This is a genomic window from Ideonella margarita (assembly GCF_038066635.1).
GTDB classification, from domain to species: Bacteria; Pseudomonadota; Gammaproteobacteria; order Burkholderiales; family Burkholderiaceae_C; genus Ideonella; species Ideonella margarita.
Genome location: NZ_JBBUTI010000006.1, coordinates 330,678 through 346,141 on the forward strand (window position 1 = coordinate 330,678; position 15,464 = coordinate 346,141).

At 67.3% G+C, this 15,464-nt stretch carries 15 protein-coding genes; 5 read left to right on the top strand and 10 right to left on the bottom strand.

Annotated elements, in window-relative coordinates:
- Nucleotides 1–46: 46 nt before the first annotated feature.
- Entirely contained in the window at nucleotides 47–622 is a 576-nt protein-coding gene (locus AACH00_RS10845; RefSeq protein WP_341399144.1) for a regulatory protein RecX, read from the bottom strand.
- Nucleotides 623–663: 41 nt separating this feature from the next.
- Nucleotides 664–1,707 carry a recombinase RecA gene (recA, locus tag AACH00_RS10850; RefSeq protein ID WP_341399145.1) on the bottom strand — a complete coding sequence of 348 codons (1,044 nt, stop codon included), beginning with the start codon at nucleotides 1,705–1,707 and terminating at the stop codon, nucleotides 664–666.
- A gap of 143 nt (nucleotides 1,708–1,850) precedes the next feature.
- Between recA and AACH00_RS10855 the strand changes: the two genes are divergently transcribed.
- A complete protein-coding gene (locus AACH00_RS10855) occupies nucleotides 1,851–2,522 on the top strand; it encodes a response regulator (protein WP_341399146.1) in 672 nt (223 codons plus the stop codon).
- A gap of 51 nt (nucleotides 2,523–2,573) precedes the next feature.
- Nucleotides 2,574–4,076: a sensor histidine kinase N-terminal domain-containing protein gene (locus AACH00_RS10860; RefSeq protein WP_423221921.1), complete on the top strand. Its 1,503-nt coding sequence runs from the start codon at nucleotides 2,574–2,576 to the stop codon at nucleotides 4,074–4,076.
- 6 nt (nucleotides 4,077–4,082) lie between these two features.
- Here the strand turns inward: AACH00_RS10860 and rodA are convergent, their stop codons facing one another.
- From rodA to AACH00_RS10885, 5 genes are read right to left on the bottom strand one after another with little or no spacing between them, the layout of a single operon-like run.
- Nucleotides 4,083–5,237, bottom strand: coding sequence for a rod shape-determining protein RodA (gene rodA, locus AACH00_RS10865; RefSeq protein WP_341399147.1), 1,155 nt, complete (start codon nucleotides 5,235–5,237; stop codon nucleotides 4,083–4,085).
- Nucleotides 5,234–7,405 (bottom strand): penicillin-binding protein 2, encoded by a 2,172-nt coding sequence (gene mrdA, locus AACH00_RS10870; RefSeq protein WP_341399192.1) that lies wholly within the window; start codon nucleotides 7,403–7,405, stop codon nucleotides 5,234–5,236. The genes rodA and mrdA overlap by 4 nt, the downstream gene beginning before the upstream one ends.
- A gap of 22 nt (nucleotides 7,406–7,427) precedes the next feature.
- Complete coding sequence (gene mreD / locus AACH00_RS10875; RefSeq protein WP_341399148.1) at nucleotides 7,428–7,949, bottom strand: rod shape-determining protein MreD; 522 nt, start codon at nucleotides 7,947–7,949, stop codon at nucleotides 7,428–7,430.
- Nucleotides 7,946–8,869, bottom strand: a complete 924-nt coding sequence (gene mreC / locus AACH00_RS10880) for a rod shape-determining protein MreC (RefSeq protein WP_341399149.1) — start codon at nucleotides 8,867–8,869, stop codon at nucleotides 7,946–7,948. The genes mreD and mreC overlap by 4 nt, the downstream gene beginning before the upstream one ends.
- A gap of 45 nt (nucleotides 8,870–8,914) precedes the next feature.
- The gene (locus AACH00_RS10885) at nucleotides 8,915–9,958 is read right to left on the bottom strand and encodes a rod shape-determining protein (RefSeq protein ID WP_341399150.1); all 1,044 of its coding nucleotides are present in this window, start codon (nucleotides 9,956–9,958) and stop codon (nucleotides 8,915–8,917) included.
- Nucleotides 9,959–10,305: 347 nt separating this feature from the next.
- Here AACH00_RS10885 and gatC point away from each other — a divergent pair, with 347 nt between their 5' ends.
- The 3 genes from gatC to gatB are packed head-to-tail and all read left to right on the top strand — an operon-like array spanning nucleotide 10,306 to nucleotide 13,552.
- Nucleotides 10,306–10,605, top strand: a complete 300-nt coding sequence (gene gatC / locus AACH00_RS10890; RefSeq protein ID WP_341399151.1) for an Asp-tRNA(Asn)/Glu-tRNA(Gln) amidotransferase subunit GatC — start codon at nucleotides 10,306–10,308, stop codon at nucleotides 10,603–10,605.
- Nucleotides 10,602–12,092 (top strand): Asp-tRNA(Asn)/Glu-tRNA(Gln) amidotransferase subunit GatA, encoded by a 1,491-nt coding sequence (gene gatA / locus AACH00_RS10895; RefSeq protein WP_341399152.1) that lies wholly within the window; start codon nucleotides 10,602–10,604, stop codon nucleotides 12,090–12,092. Before gatC ends, gatA begins: the two co-directional genes overlap by 4 nt.
- A gap of 2 nt (nucleotides 12,093–12,094) precedes the next feature.
- Complete coding sequence (gene gatB, locus AACH00_RS10900; protein WP_341399153.1) at nucleotides 12,095–13,552, top strand: Asp-tRNA(Asn)/Glu-tRNA(Gln) amidotransferase subunit GatB; 1,458 nt, start codon at nucleotides 12,095–12,097, stop codon at nucleotides 13,550–13,552.
- Between the two features lie 40 nt (nucleotides 13,553–13,592).
- On the opposite strand, the gene AACH00_RS10905 is transcribed toward gatB, so the two are convergent.
- The 3 genes from AACH00_RS10905 to pyrE are packed head-to-tail and all read right to left on the bottom strand — an operon-like array spanning nucleotide 13,593 to nucleotide 15,464.
- Nucleotides 13,593–13,967 carry a hypothetical protein gene (locus tag AACH00_RS10905; RefSeq protein WP_341399154.1) on the bottom strand — a complete coding sequence of 125 codons (375 nt, stop codon included), beginning with the start codon at nucleotides 13,965–13,967 and terminating at the stop codon, nucleotides 13,593–13,595.
- A gap of 59 nt (nucleotides 13,968–14,026) precedes the next feature.
- Entirely contained in the window at nucleotides 14,027–14,770 is a 744-nt protein-coding gene (locus tag AACH00_RS10910) for a hypothetical protein (protein ID WP_341399155.1), read from the bottom strand.
- Between the two features lie 19 nt (nucleotides 14,771–14,789).
- Nucleotides 14,790–15,464 (bottom strand): orotate phosphoribosyltransferase, encoded by a 675-nt coding sequence (gene pyrE, locus AACH00_RS10915; protein ID WP_341399156.1) that lies wholly within the window; start codon nucleotides 15,462–15,464, stop codon nucleotides 14,790–14,792.

The window sequence follows — 15,464 nt, forward strand, 5'->3', positions numbered from 1 at the left end:
ATTGCAGCATCATTCCTGGCCTCGGGCGCTGCGGAATGCCCGGCATTCAGTCGTCGTCGCGCCCGCCGATCACGCGGCGCACGGTGTCGGCGCCAAAACCGCGGGAAGCGAGAAATCTCATCTGCTTGGCCCGGCCAGCGGGGTCTTCGGCGGGTGCCTGAAAGCGTTTGAGGAACACCTCGCGGGCGCGCTGCAGTTCGGTGTCACGCAAGTTTTGCGCGGTGTCGGCGTCCATGGTGACGCCAAGTCGGCCAAGCTCATGCTTGATGCGGGCTTGGCCGAAACGCGGTGCGCGGGTGGCCACGCGGGCTTCGACGAAGCGCGTGTCGCTCAGGTACTTCTTGGATTCAAGCCAGTCGAGCGCTTCGTCGACGAGCGCCGCTGCGGCGGCGCGGTCGTGTTCCGCATCACCGTCGTCAGCGACGGGTGCAGGCAGATCCGGCCGCAGAAAAGCGGCCAATGGATCTTCCATGCTGCTGGCTTGGCGCGCGGCCTCGGCGGCCACGGCTTCCATTTTGCGGACGTGTGCCAGCAGCTTGGTGCGCAGTTCGGCCCGGCTGTGTTCACGCCGGGCCAGCAGGGCCATCGCCTGCCCTTTCAGGCTGAGCAGCGGCCTTTTCACAGGCCGAACCTCAGTGGGCAGATGAGACTGCTGCTCGGCACTTACTCAGCGGCAGTTGCTTCAGCGGGCGGCAGCAGAGGCACGCCCATGGCTTCACGCACCTTGTTTTCGATCTCATAGGCGAGGTCGGGGTTCTCGCGCAGGAATTCGCGCGAGTTGTCCTTGCCTTGACCGATCTTTTCGCCGTTGTAGGCGTACCAGGCGCCCGACTTGTCGACGATCTTGGCGGCGACGCCGAGGTCGATGATCTCGCCCTCGCGGCTGGTGCCTTCACCGTAGAGAATGTCGAATTCGGCTTCCTTGAACGGCGGGGCCACCTTGTTCTTGACGACCTTGACGCGCGTTTCGTTGCCGATGACGTCGTCGCCCTTCTTGATCGAGCCGATGCGGCGGATGTCGAGGCGAACCGAAGCGTAGAACTTCAGCGCATTGCCGCCGGTCGTGGTTTCCGGGCTGCCGAACATCACGCCGATCTTCATCCGGATCTGGTTGATGAAGATGACCATGCAGTTGGACTTCTTGATCGTGCCGGTCAGCTTGCGCAGGGCCTGGCTCATCAGTCGGGCTTGCAGGCCGGGCAGGGAGTCGCCCATTTCGCCTTCGATTTCAGCCTTGGGCGTCAGTGCGGCGACCGAGTCGATGACGACCAGGTCCACGGCGCCGGATCGCACCAGGGAGTCCACGATTTCAAGGGCCTGCTCGCCGGTGTCCGGCTGGCTGATCAGCAGTTCCTGCAGGTTCACGCCGAGCTTCTGGGCGTACTGGATGTCGAGGGCGTGCTCGGCGTCGATGAACGCGGCAACGCCACCCAGCTTCTGCATTTCGGCAACGACCTGCAGGGTCAGCGTGGTCTTGCCCGAAGATTCAGGGCCGTAGATTTCGACCACGCGGCCGCGCGGCAGGCCGCCAACGCCCAGTGCAATGTCCAGGCCCAGCGAGCCGGTGGACACGACCTGGATGTCTTCAATCACCTCCCCTTCGCCGAGGCGCATGATCGAGCCTTTGCCGAACTGCTTTTCAATCTGCGACAGGGCAGCTTGCAGGGCTTTGGCTTTTTCGGGGTTGAGGTTCTTGTTGGCGTCCATGCGTATCTCCTGAGGTCTGCGCAGATTATGTCAGAAACTGGATATTCGTACAGTATCGCGTTCTCGTCAACATCGGTGCGTCGCGCCGCCGCCTAAAATCAAGGCAAACCCGGGCACACAACCGGGACTTGGAGACTGGCAGTATGCGCATCCTGATTGCGGAAGATGACCAAGTGCTGGCCGACGGCCTGCTGCGTTCCCTGCGTGGCGCCGGTTACGCGGTGGATCAGGTGGGCAGCGGCACCGAGGCCGACGCCGCACTGGCGTCCCATGAGTTTGACTTGGTCATTCTTGATCTGGGTTTGCCCAAGCTGCATGGCCTGGAAGTGCTGCGCAAGCTGCGCGCCCGGGGCTCGTCGATGCCGGTGCTGATTCTCACGGCTGCCGATTCGGTCGAGCAGCGCGTCAAGGGGCTCGATCTGGGCGCCGACGACTACATGGCGAAGCCGTTTTCGCTGCAGGAACTGGAAGCGCGCGTGCGTGCGCTCACCCGGCGTGGCTTGGGAACGGCCTCGAGCGTCATCAAGCACGGGCCGCTGAGTTTTGATGCCACCGGGCGCGTGGCCTACATCAACGACCAGATGATCGAGCTGTCCGCCCGTGAAATCAGCCTGCTCGAAGTGCTGCTGCAGCGCGCCGGCCGCCTGGTCAGCAAGGACCAGCTGGTGGCGCGCCTGTGCGAGTGGGGCGAAGAGGTGAGCAACAACGCCATCGAGGTCTACATCCACCGCCTGCGCAAGAAGATCGAGCAAGGCCCGATCCGCATCGCGACCGTGCGCGGGCTGGGCTATTGCCTCGAAAAGATCGCCGCTTGATTCACCGGTCTTGTCAGGTGCGCAGCAGGTGGCCGGCGTAAGCTGCCCCGCATGAAGTCGGCCCCTTCCGAGCCCCGCAGCGCAGCGTCACCGTCAGGTGATGCCGCGGCGCCTCGTGAGCAGCGTTCCCTGTTCGGCGAGATCCTCGACTGGATGCTCGCCCCGCTGCTGCTGCTCTGGCCTATGAGCGTGGCGCTGACCTGGCTGGTGGCCCAGAACATCGCCGCCCGCCCGTATGACCGCGACCTCGGCCAGCTGACGCGCATGGTGGCGCGGCAGATGACGATCGAGGCGGCCAACCACCCCGGCCCGCTGCGCCTGCCCGAATCTGCCGCCGCGCTGCTGCGCAGCGACGATGTCGACCGCATCTACTTCCAGGTGCTTGGCCCCGGCGGCCGCCTGCTGGCGGGCGACCCTGAAATTCCTCAGCCCGAGGCAGAGACCGGCTCGTCGGGTGACGTGCAATTCCGTGACGACGCCATCCAGAACGAGAGCGTGCGCGTGGCCAGCCTGCGGCTCTCCCCGGTGGACGGCGAGTTGCCCGCTGTGGCGGTGGTGCAGGTGGCGGAGACACTCGACAAGCGCTCGCGCCTGGCTACCGAGATCATCAAGGGCGTGATCCTGCCGCAGTTCGTCATCCTGCCGCTGGCGGTGCTGCTGGTGTGGTTCGCGCTGGCGCGCGGCATCGCGCCGCTGTCACAGTTGCAGCAGCGCATCCGCCGCCGCGAAAGCCATGACCTCAGCCCGATCGACGAGCATGACGCTCCGGAAGAGGTGGCGCCACTGGTGCGCTCCATCAATGATCTGCTGGCCCGCCTCGACCAGAGCATGGGCAGCCAGAAGCACTTTCTGGCGGATGCGGCCCACCAATTGAAGACGCCGCTGGCCGGCCTGCGCACGCAGGCCGAACTGGCTCAGCGCGAGATCGACGCAGGGGGGGATTCCAAGTCGGTCAAGCGCTCGCTGCAGCAGATTTCGCTGTCCAGCCAGCGCGCGGCGCACATGGTCAACCAGTTGTTGTCGATGGCGCGCGCCGAGGACGAAGAGCAGGCGCGTCGCCAGCAGGAATTCAACATCGTCCGGCTGGCCACGGAAACCGTGCAGGACTTCGTGCCCCGCGCGATGGACAAGCACATCGACCTTGGCTACGAGGGGCCCGAGCCCGGCGTGCCGGTGCCACGGCTGGTGGGCCAGCCGCTGCTGGTGCGTGAGCTCATCCGCAACCTCGTCGACAACGCGCTGCAGTACACGCCCGAGCACGGCACGGTAACGGTGCGCGTCATGCCTGATCCGTTTGGTCAGGTGGTGGTGCTGCAGGTGGAGGACAACGGCCCGGGCATTCCGGAGGCCGAGCGCGAACTGGTCTTCCAGCCGTTCTATCGCACTCTTGGCACCGACGTGGACGGCAGCGGGCTGGGCCTGGCGATCGTGAAGGAGATTGCCGACAAGCACCGCGCCCAGATGCTGGTTGAGCCCACCCGCAGCGGGCCTTTGCCGCCCGGCACCGGACCGGGTGTGCGGTTCACGGTGCGCTTCCCGCGCGCCGCGCCCTGAGGCTCCTCAGCTCTGCATCAAGCGGCGGCTCTTGGCGATGGCCATCAGCATGCCCAGCGCCAGACCGAGCGTGACCATGGCCGTGCCGCCATAGCTGATGAAGGGCAGCGGAATGCCCACCACCGGCAAGATGCCGCTGACCATGCCCATGTTGACCATGGCGTAGGTGAAGAAGCTCAGCGTGATCGAGCCGGCCAGCAGGCGGGTGAACACGGTGGGCGCCTCGGCGGCGATCATCAGGCCGCGCATCAGCACGAAGGTGAAGGCGCCGATCAGGCCCAGCACGCCAACCAGGCCGAGCTCTTCCGCGTAAGCCGCAAAGATGAAGTCGGTGGTGCGCTCGGGAATGAACTCCAGGTGGGTCTGGGTGCCGTTCATCAGGCCCTTGCCGGTGATGCCGCCGGAGCCGATGGCGATCATGCCCTGGATGATGTGGAAGCCCTTGCCCAGCGGATCCTTCGTCGGGTCCAGCAGCGTGCAGACGCGGTGCTTCTGGTAGTCGCGCAGCACCGGCCATTCCACGCCGTCCTGGCAGATGGCGTCGCCCGACAAGACCAGTGCCGCAATGCCGATGGCACCAGCCATCAGGATGGGAATGATCAGGCGCCAGGAGAGCCCGGCGAAGAAGATGACGTACAGCCCGGCGGACAGGATCAGGATCGACGTACCCAGGTCAGGCTGCTTCGCAACCAACCCCACCGGCACGATCAAGAGCAGGCCTGCCACCACGAAATCGAGCGTGCGCAATTGGCCCTCACGCTTCTGGAACCACCAGGCAAGCATCAGCGGCATGGCGATCTTCAGCACCTCGCTGGGCTGGATCACCACGCCCACGTTCAACCAGCGCGTCGCGCCCTTCTTGGTGATGCCGAACAGCGCCGTGGCCACCAGCAGCATCACGCCCAGGGTGTAGAGCGGCACGGCCAGCTGCATCAGCCGCTGGGGCGACACCTGCGCCACGCCGAACAGGATGATGGCCGCCAGCAGCATGTTGCGGCCGTGGTCGACGAAGCGCGTGCCGTGGTCAAAGCCGGCCGAATACATCGTCACCATGCCGAGCGTGGCCAGCACCAGCAGGCCCAGCATCAGCGGCAGATCGAAACCCGAAAACACCGGCCGAAGCCGCTGCCACAGGGACGGGCGTTCGAACACATTGCTCATCGAGAGGCTCCTGAGGCCGCAGGGCGCGCGACGGCCTGCACTGGGCGGGGGGCGACCGGGGCGCTGGCGGCCGTCACGGCGGTGCCCGGCGTCGTGGGGGTGGCGGCCGCGTTGGCAGGTTGACTGGACACCGTACCGGGGGCGGCGCCCGAGGCTCCCGAGGCTGCACCCGTGACCGGCGCGACCGCCGTCACAGGCCCCAGCGCCGCGCTGTTGCCCGGGCCGCTCGGCAGCGGCACGCTTTCGACCGTGCGCGAGGCCCCCACGGGCGCCACCGACTGGCCCTTCTGGGTCAGGGCGATGTCTTCCACGCTGGGGTACTGGTTGTTGAGCAGGTAATCGAACACACGCCGCGCGATCGGCGCTGCGGCGGCCGAGCCCCAACCGGCGTTTTCCACGATCACGGCCAGCGCGATGCGGGGCTGGTCGAGCGGGGCGAAGGCGATGTAGAGCGAGTGGTCGCGCAGGTGCTCGGTCAGGCGCGCCGCGCTGTACTTCTCGTTCTGCCGGATGCCCACGGCCTGTGCCGTGCCCGTCTTGCCGCCACTGAGGTAGGGCGCGCCCGCGAACACCTTGGCCGAGGTGCCGCCGGTCGTCACGCCGTTCATGGCCTGCAGCACCACGCTCACCTGATCGGGTTTGAGCGGCAGCGGCTCGATCGCCTTCGACGCCACGCCCTTGCGTTCCCGGGTGACGAGGTCTTCGATCTCGCGCACCAGCCGCGGCTCAAACCGCTGGCCGCCGGACGACAGCGTGGCCATGGCGCTCGACAACTGCAGCATCGTGAAGTTGTTGTAGCCCTGGCCGATGCCCAGCGAAATCGTCTCGCCGGCGTACCACTTGCGCTGCTCGGGCCGCTTGTAGGCCTTGCGCTTCCATTCGGTGGAGGGCAGCAGGCCCGTGACTTCCCCTTCCATGTCGATGCCGGTCTTGCGGCCGAAACCGAAGGGCAGCAGCTGTTCGTGGATCAGGTCCACGCCCATCTCGTTGGCGAGGGTGTAGTAGTAGACGTTGCTCGATTCGACGATCGAGCGCCGCATGTCCATCGCCCCGCCGCGTTCGTTTTCGGGGCTGCCGTAGCGGTGGCCGCCGAACATGAAGAAACCGGGGTCGTTGATGATGGTGTTGGGCGCCCGCTTGCCGGCATTGAGCGCGGCCATGGCCATGTACGGCTTGAACGTGGAACCCGGCGGGTACGTGCCACGCAGCGCCCGGTTCAGCAGCGGCTTGTCGATGGATTCGTTCAGCTCGCGCCAGTTGTCCACGTCGATGCCGTCGACGAACAGGTTGGGGTCGAAGGTGGGCTTGGAGACAAAGGCCAGCACCTCGCCGTTGCGCGGGTCGATGGCCACCAGCGCGCCGCGGCGATCGCCGAAAAGCTCTTCCACCAGCGCCTGCAGCTTGATGTCGATCGACAGCACCAGCGTGTTGCCGGGCGTGGCGGGCAGGCTGGCCAGGCGGCGCACCGCGCGGCCGCCGGCCGAGGTTTCGATCTGCTCGAAGCCGGTGGTGCCGTGCAGCTGTGATTCGTAGGCCTGCTCCAGGCCCAGCTTGCCGATGTACTCGGTGCCGCGGTAGTTGGCCTGGGCTTCGTCTTCCCAGTTCTCCATCGCCGCCTTTTCGGACTGGTTGATGCGACCGATGTAGCCGATCAGATGGCTGCCCACCGAACCCAGCGGATAGTTGCGGAACAGCCGGGCCTTGATTTCCACGCCCGGGAAGCGGAAGCGCTGGGCGATGAAGCGCGCCACTTCCTCGTCGGTCAGCCGGTTGCGGATCGGCAGCGACTCGAAGCTCTTGCTCTCGTCGAGCTGGCGCTTGAAACGGCGGCGGTCGCGCGGCTGGATGTCGATGAACTCGGCCAGGCCGGTGATCGTGGCTTCCAGGTCGTCGATCTTCGACGGCGTGATCTCGAGCGTGTAGGCCGTGTAGTTGGTGGCCAGCACCACGCCGTTGCGGTCGACGATGCGGCCGCGGTTCGGCACGATGGGCACCACCGCGATGCGGTTGGATTCGGCCCGGGTCGAGAGCTCTTCGTGGCGCACCACCTGCAGGTACACCATGCGAGCGGTCAGCAGCCCGAAGCCGATCAGCACGAAGGCAGCCGCGGCCAGCACCCGCAGCCGGAAGCGGTCAAGCTCGCGCTCGAGGTTCTTCAGCTCGGTCACGTCGATGCCTCGGCGCACCCGCTCATAGCGGGCGGTTCTTGTCGGGGTCGGGCGGGCGACGCTGCGGCGCCAGCAGCAGCCAGGTGGCCACCGGCCAGAGCAGGGCTTCGAACAGCGGTGCCGCGACCAGGCTCCAGCCCGGGAAGCTGTCACCGGCCAGCAGGCGCACCACCAGCGACACCAGGTGCGACGCGATGAACAGCGGCAACACGTGCAGAACCTGCTCGACCACCCCGAACCACAGCACCCGGCGGTGGATGGTGATGGCGAGGTAGCTCAGCAGGGTGTACGACAGCGCATGCTGGCCCAGTAGGGCGCCCCCGTGCACGTCCATCAGCAGGCCGAACACGAAAGCCGCACCCACGCCCACGCGGCGCGGCTGGTGCACGTTCCAGAACACCAGCACCAGCGCCATCAGGTCCGGCATGGCGGGCTGGCGGCCCATCGGCACCAGATTCATGCCGAAGGCGAGCAGCAGCGAAAACCACAGGAAGACCGGGTTGACGGGCAGCAGCAGCTGGTCAGATCCGCGCGGCATGATCATCGCCGGCCCCCCTTGTGGTTGCGCGCGCCGCGCTCCGGCTCGGCCGGTGTTTCAGGGCGAGGGGGCTGCTGCAGCTTCAGCGGCTCCAGCACCAGCACATGCCGAACGCCATCTGGTTGGGCCGTGGGCACCAGGGCAATGCGGGCGAAGGCGGAGTCGCCGCGGCGGTCGACCGCGCTGACCTTGGCCACCTGCAGCCCCGGCGGATACACGCCGTCGACGCCGCTGGTGGTGAGCACGTCACCCACCTGAACGTCGTCATTGCCGGCCATGAAGCGCAACTCCATCGTGCCCGAGGTGCCACTGCCGAAGGCCGCGCTGCGGTGCTCGGTGCGGCCGTTCAGCACGGGGATGGCGGCGTCCTTGTCGATCAGCAGGGTCACTTCCGAGGACAGCGGATAGACCCGGGTGACCTGGCCCAGCACGCCTGCTTCGTTGATGACGGGCGAGCCGGCGATGATGCCGTGCTGGCTGCCGCGATCCAGGAAGATCTTGCGGGAATAGGGGTCGGGTGCCTCGTACAGCACCTCGGCGGGCTGCGACTTCACCGTCACCGCCGGGCGCAGGTCGAGCAGTGCGCGCAGGCGCTGGTTTTCCTCGGCCAGACGGTCGGCCCGCGAGGAGCGCTCAGCCTGCAGAGCCAGCCGGGCCCGCATCTCGTTGGCGCTGCTCTGTGCCGCCTGCAGGCCGCCGAGGTAATCGGCGCCACCGTCCCATGCGTGCACCGGCAAGCTCAGCACGCGCACCACCGGCAGCAGGGCCGTGGCCATCGTGGCGCGCAACGGTTGCGTCAGGGCCATGCGGGAGTCCGCAGCCATCAGGAACAGGGCCAGCGCCGAGCAGAACACGAGTTTCGTCCGGGCCGAATGGCCCTGACGGAAAAACGGTGGCGGGGTGCGGTCCAGCGTGCCGAGGGGCATGGGTCGTCGCTGTCAGGCACCAAAGGGTGGTGCCTGTGTCGCGCCTTACTCCGAGGTGAAGATCGAACCCAGGCGCTCCATGCGCTCCAGGGCCATGCCACAGCCGCGGACCACGCAGGTCAGCGGGTCTTCGGCCACCAGCACCGGCAGGCCGGTTTCTTCGGCCAGCAGGCGGTCCAGGTCACGCAGCAGGGCGCCGCCGCCAGTCAGCATCATGCCGCGCTCGGCGATGTCGGCACCCAGCTCAGGCGGGGTTTGCTCCAGCGCGTTCTTCACGGCCGAGACGATCTGGTTCAGCGGGTCGGTCAGGGCTTCCAGGATCTCGTTCGACGAGATCGTGAAGCTGCGCGGCACGCCTTCGCTCAGGTTGCGGCCCTTGACTTCCATCTCCTTCACTTCGGAGCCGGGGAAGGCCGAGCCGATGTGCTTCTTGATGGATTCAGCCGTCGGCTCGCCGATCAGCATGCCGTAGTTGCGGCGGATGTAGTTGATGATGGCTTCGTCGAACTTGTCGCCGCCGACGCGGACCGAGCCCTTGTAGACCATGCCGCCCAGCGAGATCACGCCCACTTCGGTGGTGCCGCCGCCGATGTCGACAACCATCGAGCCGGACGCTTCCGACACCGGCAGACCGGCGCCAATGGCGGCTGCCATCGGCTCTTCGATCAGGTAGACCTCGGAGGCGCCGGCGCCCAGGGCCGATTCACGGATGGCGCGGCGCTCGACCTGGGTCGAGCCGCAGGGCACGCAGATGATGATGCGCGGGCTCGGCTTGAGCACCGAGCGCGGATGCACCATCTTGATGAACTGCTTGAGCATCTGCTCGGTGACGGTGAAGTCGGCGATCACGCCGTCCTTCATCGGGCGGATGGCTTCGATGTTGCCGGGGACCTTGCCCAGCATGGCCTTGGCTTCATGGCCGACGGCCTGGATGGTCTTCTTGCCGCTCGGGCCGCCTTCGTGGCGGATCGAGACCACCGACGGCTCGTCAAGGACGATGCCCTTGCCGCGAACGTAGATCAGGGTGTTGGCGGTGCCAAGGTCAATGGCCAGGTCGGTGGAGACGTAGCGGCGCAGGGATGCGAACATGGTGATTCAAGCTGCAGTTGGATGCGGCCCTGGATGACAAGCCCCCGACGGCGTGCTTTGGACGCGGGGCGGGCTCGGCAGCGCGAGACGCATGAATGGGGTGTGAGAGGCGGTGTTGATCAGTCAGTGGGCCCCGAGGGCGGCGCGTTGGCAACGGCCTCAAGGCGTCAAAACGTATCTGCACAACCCTCGCTCCAGGCCGGTCGGATCAAGACCCGACTACACCAGACTGAGGGTTGTGGATAACCGTAGATAATACCTTATGGCCCCCGGCAGCCCCAGGGGCAAAACGCCTTTTTTCGGTGCCGCCGAGCCCGTCCGGCCCGATCATTTCCCGAGTCAAAACCATGGCCCTCACCCCCCAGGACGTGAGCCGCATCGCCAATCTGGCGCGGCTTGAACTGTCTGACACCGAAGCTGCCTCGATGCTGACCCAGCTGAACGGGTTTTTTGGCATCGTCGAGCAGATGAGTGCGGTCGATACCCGCGGCGTCGAGCCGCTCTACACGCCACTGTCCGCCGTGCAGGACGTGACCCTGCGCCTGCGCGACGACGTCGTGACCGAAACCAACCAGCGCGAGCGCAACCAGCGCAGCGCGCCGGCGGTTGAAGGCGGCCTGTTCCTCGTGCCCAAGGTGATCGAATGAGCGCGCAATTGCATGACATGGGCGTGGCCGCGCTGTCGCGTGCGCTGGCCGACAAGACCGTTTCCTCGGTCGAGGTGACCCGCCACCTGCTGGGCCGCGTCGATGCCCACGCGGGCCTGGGCGCCTTCCTGCACGTGGACGCCGATGCCGCGCTGGCCACGGCCGCAGCCGCTGACGCCGCCCGCGCGGCCGGCCAGGCCGGTGCGCTGACCGGTGTGCCGCTCGCCCACAAGGACATCTTCGTCACCGAAGACATGCCCACCACCGCCGGCTCGAAGATGCTGGCCGGCTACCGCAGCCCGTTTGACGCCACCGTGGTGGCGCGCCTGAAGGCGGCCGGCACGGTCAGCCTGGGCAAGCTCAACTGCGACGAGTACGCGATGGGCTCGGCGAACGAGAACTCCGCCTTCGGCCCGGTGAAGAACCCCTGGGACACCACCCGCGTGCCGGGCGGCTCGTCCGGCGGCTCATCGGCTGCCGTGGCAGCGCGTCTGGTGCCAGCCGCCACCGGCACCGACACCGGTGGCTCCATCCGCCAGCCGGCCAGCTTCAGCGGCATCACCGGCATCAAGCCGACGTACGGCGTCTGCAGCCGCTACGGCATGATCGCCTTCGCCTCCAGCCTCGACCAGGCCGGCCCGATGGCCCGCTCGGCTGAAGACTGCGCCCTGCTGCTCTCGGCCATGGGCGGCTTCGATGAGCGCGACGCCACCAGCGCCCAGCGCCCGGCCCAGGATTACCACGCCCAGATGCTGGCGCAGCGCGAAGGCGCCACCGCCGCGCAGCCGCTGAAGGGCCTGCGCGTGGGCTTGCCGCGCGAGTTCTTCCCGGCAGCCCTGGCGGCGGACGTGAACGGCAGCGTGCGCGCGGCGCTGGCCGAGCTGGAAAAGCTCGGCGCCACGCTGGTGGACGTGAGCCTGCCGCGCACCGAGCTGTCGATCCCGGTGTACTACATCATCGCGCCGGCCGAAGCCAGCTCGAACCTGAGCCGCTTTGACGGGGTGAAGTTCGGCCATCGTGCGGCCAACTACACCGATCTGCTCGACATGTACAAGAAGACCCGCGCCGAAGGTTTCGGCGCCGAGGTCAAGCGCCGGATCATGATCGGCGCGTACGTGCTCAGCCACGGCTACTACGACGCCTACTACCTGCAGGCCCAGAAGCTGCGCCGCATGATCGCCGACGACTTCCAGGCCTGCTTCCAGCAGTGCGACGTCATCGCCGGCCCGGTGGCGCCCACGGTGGCCTGGCACATCGGTGAGCAGGGCGGTGATCCGCTGCAGGCTTACCTCGCCGACATCTTCACGCTGCCCGCCAGCCTGGCCGGCCTGCCCGGCATGAGCGTGCCGGCCGGCTTCGGCGCCAGCGGCATGCCTGTCGGCCTGCAGCTCATCGGCAACTACTTCCAGGAAGGTCAGCTGCTGCATGCCGCGCATGCCCTGCAGCAGGCCACCGACTGGCACACCCGCGCGCCCGCAGGACTTTGAACATGGCAGCCAACTCTTCCCAACTCGTGCGCGGTTATGAGGTCGTGATCGGCCTGGAAAACCACGTCCAGCTCTCGACCCTGTCGAAGATCTTCAGCGGCTCGTCCACCGCCTTCGGTGCCGAGCCCAACACCCAGGCCTCGCCGGTGGACCTGGCCCTGCCGGGCACGCTGCCGGTGCTGAACCGTGCGGCCGTCGAGCGGGCCATCCGTTTCGGCCTGGCCGTGGGCGCGAAGGTGGCCCCGCTGTCGATCTTCGCGCGCAAGAACTACTTCTACCCCGACCTGCCCAAGGGCTACCAGATCTCGCAGTTCGAGATTCCGGTGGTGCAGGGCGGCAGCGTCGAGTTCTTCGTGGGCGACCAGAAGAAGACCGTGCAGCTCACCCGCGCCCATCTGGAAGAAGATGCCGGCAAGAGCCTGCATGAAGACTTCCATGGCCAGTCGGGCATCGACCTGAACCGCGCCGGCACGCCGCTGCTGGAGATCGTGTCCGAGCCCGACATGCGCTCGGGCGCCGAGGCCGCCGAATACGCCAAGACGCTGCACGCGCTGGTGATGTGGCTGGGCATCTGCGACGGCAACATGCAGGAAGGCTCGTTCCGCTGCGACGTGAACGTGTCGGTGCGCAAGCCCGGCGCGCCTTACGGCACCCGCCGCGAGATCAAGAACCTCAACAGCTTCCGCTACCTGGTGGACGCGGTGAACTACGAGGTGAACTGGCAGATCGACGAGATCGAGGACGGCCGCACCATCCAGCAGGCCACCGTGCTCTACAACCCTGATCGCGGCGAAACCCGCGCGATGCGGAGCAAGGAAGATTCGGCCGATTACCGCTACTTCCCCGACCCCGATCTGCCGCCGCTGGTGATCGCGCCCGAGTGGGTGGAGCGCGTCAAGGGCGAGATGCCCGAGCTGCCGCGCGCCATGGCCCAGCGCTTCGTCGACCAGGACGGCCTGGCCGTTTACGACGCGACGATGATGACGCAGTCGCTGCCCTTCGCCCGCTACTACGAAGCCGCGCGTGACGGCTGCAAGGCGCCGAAGCTGGTGGCCAACTGGTTGATGGGCGAGATGGCCAAGCGCCTGAACACCGAAGACCGCAGCTTGGGCGATGCGCCGGTGACGCCGGCCATGCTGGCCACGCTGATCAACCGCATCCAGGACGGCACGATCTCGAACAACGCCGCCCGGCAGGTGTTCGAGGTGCTGTGGACGCAGACCGACGCCGCCGACGTCGACGCCATCATCGAGGCCAAGGGCCTGAAGCAGATGAACGACAGCGGCGCGCTCGAGAAGATCGTCGACGAGGTCATCGCCGCCAATGCCAAGTCGGTCGAGGAATACCGCGCCGGCAAGGACAAGGCGTTCAACGCCCTGGTCGGTCAGGTGATGAAGGCGAGCAAGGGCAAGGCCAACCCGGCCCAGGCCACCGAAATGCTCAAGGCCCGTCTGGCTTGAGTCCGGCGACTTCGCCTTTGCCGCGACCGTTGTGGAAGGCTCAGCGCTCCGGCGGCTGAGCCCGGCGGCCGGCGGCCATCGCGTCGGGCTCGAGTGCCCGCACCACCAGCTTGCAGCCCACCGACGGCTGGCCCTTGATGGTCAGCACCGCTTGGCTGCGGGCCATGGTGAGCGTGGCGCCTTTGCGGCGGTCCACGTAGCGGGCTTCGCCGACATCGCGCACGCGCTGCAGGCTCCATGACTGGTCGCCCATTCGAAGCTGCCCGGCCTTGGGCGTGAACTCGCCCACCAGCTCCTTGCCGTTGTCACAGCGCCAGGCCGACGGGGCCGCGTGCGCCGTGCCGCTGAGCGCGGCGCAGGTCAGGGTGCCGATCAGGGCCAGCTTCAGGTTCAGGCGCATGGGTACTGCTGTCATGGCGAGCCTCGTTGAGGTGGGTAAGGCGACGTTGGCGGGCGACCTGGCCGACATCGCCGTCATGGCCGGGTGGCCGGTCGGCTGGTGGTCTGCGTGGCCGGAGGTGCCGGGTCAGAGCCCGGCGGCACGCCAGACCACAGCTGATTCAGGCGATCGCGCTCCAGTGCGAACTGTTGCGTCACCCGGTCGCGCTCGGACTCCTGGTTGCGCAGGATGTTGCGCTGGGCTTCGGTGGCGCCCTCGTTGGCACTGGTCTTGGCACGCAGCTCGGCACTGGGCGGCTTCAGGCCGAGGGCCGAGCGTTCGGCGGTCAGCTTCAGCGCTTCCAGGTTCAGGGCGTCGAGGCGTGAGCGCGCCTGGCGCACACGCTCCTGCACCGTTTCCAGGGCACGGTCGCGAGCCAGGTCATGCGCGGCGGGGTCCGGGTAGCGGGTCAGCAGGTTGCGGTCGCGCCGGGCCTGGTCTTCGCGGCGGATGCGCTCTTGCTGCTGCCGGTCGCGCTCTTCGTTTTCCCGCGCCTGCTGTTCGGGCGAAATCAGCGGCGGCATGGTGCCGCGCTGGCTGCCGTCGCGCCCGAGCATCTTCTGCTCCTGCGTCAGGCATTCCGGGATCGGTCGGTCAGAGCTGAGGCGCCGGCCCTTGCCATCGATGCAGGAATAGATCCGCGGGTTGCCGGTGTCGGCTGCTTGCACGCTCACCAGCAAGGCTGCGGGTGCCAGCGCCATGGCAACGCACCCTGTCACCCAGCGCCGACGCAAGGCCTGCGAGTGCAGCCTGCGCAGGTGGGTTGGCAGACGGTGCATGGCGGCGTTGGCCGAGGCCTCAGATGCCGTAGCGTTCGCGGTAGGCGGCCACGCGCTCGGTGTTGGCCTGCAGGGCGGGGTCGCCGGTGGTGGCCAGGAATTCCATCAGGTCGGCCAGCGTGGCGATCGACAGCACCTTCAGGCCAAGCTCCTGCTCAACGTATTGAACGCCCGAGCGGCGGTTGGCGGGGTCGTCGGAGGCGCGCTCCTGGCGATCCATCGTGATGGCCACGCCCACGGGGGTGGCACCGGCGGCGCGGATCATGTCGGCGGCTTCGCGCTTGGAGGCGCCGTCGGTGATCACGTCGTCAATGATCAGCACGCGGCCCTTCACCGGGGCGCCCACCAGGGTGCCGCCTTCGCCGTGGTCCTTGGCTTCCTTGCGGTTGTAGGCGTAAGGCACGCTCTTGCCTTCCTTCGCCAGGCCGATGGCCACGGCCGCGGCCAGCGTGATGCCCTTGTAGGCCGGGCCAAAAAGCATGTCGAACTCCAGGCCCGAGGCCAGCAGTCGGCGTGCATAGAATTCGCCCAGCCGCATCAGCTTGGCGCCGTCGTCGAACAGACCGGTGTTGAAGAAGTAGGGCGAGCGTCGGCCGGCTTTGGTCGTGAATTCACCAAAACGCAGCACCCCTGCGTCGACCGAGAACCTCACGAAGTCCTGAGCCAGGGGGTCGGTGTGCGTGGTGGTGTTCAT